This window comes from Kocuria sp. JC486 (genome assembly GCF_011602805.1).
GTDB lineage: Bacteria > Actinomycetota > Actinomycetes > Actinomycetales > Micrococcaceae > Kocuria > Kocuria soli.
Genome location: NZ_JAAOZS010000044.1, coordinates 1 through 3,481 on the forward strand (window position 1 = coordinate 1; position 3,481 = coordinate 3,481).

At 66.2% G+C, this 3,481-nt stretch carries 4 protein-coding genes and 1 pseudogene; 3 read left to right on the forward strand and 2 right to left on the reverse strand.

Annotated elements, in window-relative coordinates:
- Nucleotides 1-461: 461 nt before the first annotated feature.
- The 3 genes and pseudogenes from GWK18_RS12720 to GWK18_RS12730 form a co-directional block, all read left to right on the forward strand.
- Nucleotides 462-716, forward strand: a pseudogene (locus GWK18_RS12720) (transposase); the annotation flags it as partial.
- Between the two features lie 35 nt (nucleotides 717-751).
- Complete coding sequence (locus GWK18_RS12725; RefSeq protein WP_245193333.1) at nucleotides 752-1,615, forward strand: type IIL restriction-modification enzyme MmeI; 864 nt, start codon at nucleotides 752-754, stop codon at nucleotides 1,613-1,615.
- A gap of 5 nt (nucleotides 1,616-1,620) precedes the next feature.
- Complete coding sequence (locus GWK18_RS12730; RefSeq protein ID WP_166835698.1) at nucleotides 1,621-2,064, forward strand: hypothetical protein; 444 nt, start codon at nucleotides 1,621-1,623, stop codon at nucleotides 2,062-2,064.
- Here GWK18_RS12730 and GWK18_RS12735 read toward each other — a convergent pair.
- Together GWK18_RS12735 and GWK18_RS12740 are read right to left on the reverse strand one after the other, a co-directional pair.
- Nucleotides 2,053-2,637, reverse strand: coding sequence for a recombinase family protein (locus GWK18_RS12735; RefSeq protein ID WP_166835701.1), 585 nt, complete (start codon nucleotides 2,635-2,637; stop codon nucleotides 2,053-2,055). The genes GWK18_RS12730 and GWK18_RS12735 overlap by 12 nt on opposite strands.
- A gap of 321 nt (nucleotides 2,638-2,958) precedes the next feature.
- Complete coding sequence (locus tag GWK18_RS12740) at nucleotides 2,959-3,396, reverse strand: MerR family transcriptional regulator (protein ID WP_166835704.1); 438 nt, start codon at nucleotides 3,394-3,396, stop codon at nucleotides 2,959-2,961.
- Between the last annotated feature and the right edge of the window lie 85 nt (nucleotides 3,397-3,481).

The following is a 3,481-nucleotide window of genomic DNA, read 5'->3' on the forward strand; positions in this document are numbered from 1 at the left end:
CAAGACCCCACCGAGTCTCAGACCCCGTCACCGGTGGCCCTGGCCGCTTGACGGAAACCATAGAGGCACCCCCCCCCGCACCCCTGCAGTTTCGGTCTCGGTCATGGACAGGACACTCATCGCACTCCCCTCAGGACCACAGACCCCGGACCGGGCTGGAATCACCGGTCGGCCCTCGGAAGTCGGGGACGCTCCTGTCGGGTACGGCTCCCGACGCGCCCCACATCCCTCGACCCGAGGCCGACCACGCTCCCCGGCCTCACCCGTCGTGCTCCTCGCTCAGCGTCGACCGGGGTTCGCGCGGCGGATCGCCTCGTGCCAGTACGGCTCCACGCGGTCCGCAGTTAAGTCCCCGATAGTGGTGTAGCGCGGTGGCCCCGCGATCGTTCCGGACGGCGACGCGGCCACCGTGTGATCCTTCGAGTCAACCTTCCACAGAATCCTCGAACGGAGTCATCACGATGACCGCACCTCACATTGTCGACCCTTCCGGCCTGCTCGGTGAAGCCCTGGCCGAGGCGTCACCGGATCTGATGCGCAGCCTGCTGCAGGACGTGATCAACGCCCTGCTCTCTGCGGACGCGGACGCTGTTGCCGGCGCGGAGTACGGCCGGCCCAGCGCTGGTCGTTCTGCGCAACGCAACGGCTACCGCCATCGCGACCTCGACACACGGGTCGGCACGATCGACGTCGCGGTCCCCAAGCTCCGCACGGGCGCTGGTCCCGGTACGTGAAGGCCGCGACGGGAGCGATGCCCACCCGGAAGCACGGGGTGGACGTACAGCGGGTCTCGGGCGATGGGCAGGTCATCGCGCAATACCTCGCGAAGTTGCAGGAGGACCACGCCGGGGTGATGGCCGACCCTGTAGCCGCGAAGTATGTGCGCCGGTATGTCGGTGCCCGCGAGCTCGTCCGCCGGCAGGAGCGCTGGTGCCTGTGGCTGGTCGATCTCGACCCCGCCGACGCACGGAAGTCCCCCGTACTCAAGACGCGACTCGAGGCGGTGCGCGCGTTCCGTAGCGCCAGCTCTGCCGCGTCGACTCGCGGCATGGCTGCGACACCTCACCTCTTCGGCCAGCGCTCCCAGCCCGACGTGCGCTTCATCTGCATCCCCAGCGTCGTGAGCGAGCATCGACTCTTCATGACCTGCGCCTACTTCGAGCCCGACGTGATCGCCAGCAACGCGACCTTCAAGGCGGACGATCCCGACGGGTTCCTGTTCGGCATCATCTCCTCCTCCATGTTCATGGCCTGGCAGAAGACGGTCGGGGGACGGCTCGAGTCACGAATCCGGTTCTCGAACACCCTCACCTGGAACACCCTCCCTCTTCCCGAGGTGGAGCCGGCTGTACGCGAGAAGATCATCGCGGCCGGCGAGGGCGTCCTCGCCGCACGGGCGTTGCACCCTGAACGGTCGCTCGCCGAGCACTACGACCCGCTGGCGATGACTCCCGAACTACTCAAGGCCCACCGAGCGCTGGACGCCGTCGTGGACAAAGCGTTCGGCGCGAAGCGCACCTGTCGCAGTGAGCAGGAACGGCAGGAGTTGCTGTTCACGCGGTACGCCGAGCTCACCGCCCACGGCATCCGCGAGGTCTCCCAGGCGGCACAATGAGTGTCATGACGACCCCGCATAAGAAGCCGGTTCCGGTACGTGTGGCAGCCACATTCACGCTGGTGGTGGTAGCGACGCTTTTCACTCCCCTGCAGGCCTTTTGCGATGCCGTACCGAGCTTGGGCGTGGCTTCCCTCCTGGTCGGGCTGCTGTTCGCGGGCGTCGCCCTCTGGGGGCGGATGCGCATCCTGTGGCGCGGCGACAACAACACCAAGGAGACCCTGACGGCTGCCATTCGGGCAAAGCGGATCCTTTGGATCTGGGCTGGGTTCGGTGGTGCCATTCTGGTGCTCTCCCTCTCCCCCAGAGAGGACTCGGCACTCGATGAGATCGTTGGGATGATCGGGTTCGGGTGGCTGATCGCCGGGATCGCCGCGCTGCTCCTTGAATCGGTGGCATTCTCCCTCGAAGATGCCTTGCCAAAGGACCCTCCGGCTCTAGATCGGTAGCGTCGGGGTCTCGAGGTAGCGGTACAGCGTGTTTCGACTGATGCCGTAGGTACGTGCGATCTGGGCTTTGGGAACTCCGCTCGCGACGGCGTTGCGGATCTCGCGGATCTGGTCGCTGTTGAGCCGGCGCTTGCGGCCTGCGTACTTGCCGGGGGTCTTCTTCGCGATCGCGATGCCCTCGGCCTGTCGCTCCCGGATCATCTCGCGCTCGGACTGGGCCACCGCGGTGATGATGTGGAGGATCAGCCGGGTGGTGAGGTCTCCCCCGCCGGGACGGATCGTGAGGCCCTGGGTGCAGAACTCGACGGTGACGCCCTTCTGCTCGAGCTCTTCCATGATCGTGAGCATGTCGCGGAGCGAGCGGGCGAGACGGTCGATAGAGGAAACCACGAGAGTGTCGCCCTCCCGCACGTACTTGATGGCCTTCCGCAGCTCGGGACGCGCGGAGGCTGCGGCGGCGGACTGGTAATCGCTGTAGGTCTTGTCGACCTCCCCGACGGCCTCGAGCTGCCGGTCGAGGTTCTGGCCGGCGGATGAGACTCGGACGTAGGCGACACGCTGTGTGGTGGGCATGGAGCAAGTGTGTCGCACAAGGGTGGTCGGCGCGGCTGCCTGCGCAGATGTGTCACGAAATCTCCGCCAGCAACCCTATTGGGAACCGTGGCCCCCCAGGTCGCGGGGTGTCATGTTGGGGTATACCCCACCGGCACATACCAGTTGCGGCGCCCGCCCTGTGACTTCGTCCGCTAAATGGCGGGGTTCTTTCGATGCTCCGTGGCGGCACGTTGCCGCGGGCGATGGCCGCTGGGGCTCACATTCCACAAGGGGATCCCCTTGCGAAGACGCCTGATCTGCGATGGCAGTCAGGTCTGATCTCGTGCGCGGTTCGGCAGATCAGGACGGGTCCTCGCTGGTGGAGGGATCCCATAGTCCTGGGGCTGTTCCCTCGCTGAGGTGTTGCTCGTAGACGCCGACCTTCCAGGTGATCAGGTCCAGGCAGCCCCGGAGCTCGGCGAGCTGGTTCTCGATGTGATGTTGGTGCTCGCGCAGCAGGGACAGTCGCTCGGCTTCGTTGCCGGGGCCGCGCCTGACCATGGCGGCGAAGGTCTGCAGCTTGGCCAGCGGCATGCCAGACGCACGCAGCCGGGTGCAGATGTCGAGCCATTCCACGTCGGCTTCGGTGTAGATGCGCCGACCGCCGGAACTGCGACGCACCGATGCGATCAACAGGCCCTTGCGTTCGTAGAAGCGCAGCGTGTGCACGCTCAGGCCGGTGCGGTCGGCGACCTGACTGATGCTCATCGGCTGCTCCGACGCTGCCTGCGTGCGCATTGTTCAATGCTAGCTGTACTTCCCCGGCAGGTTGTGAACACGCGGGGTAGATGAAGGCCTCCGGGCAAGATGTGGGTTACCACAC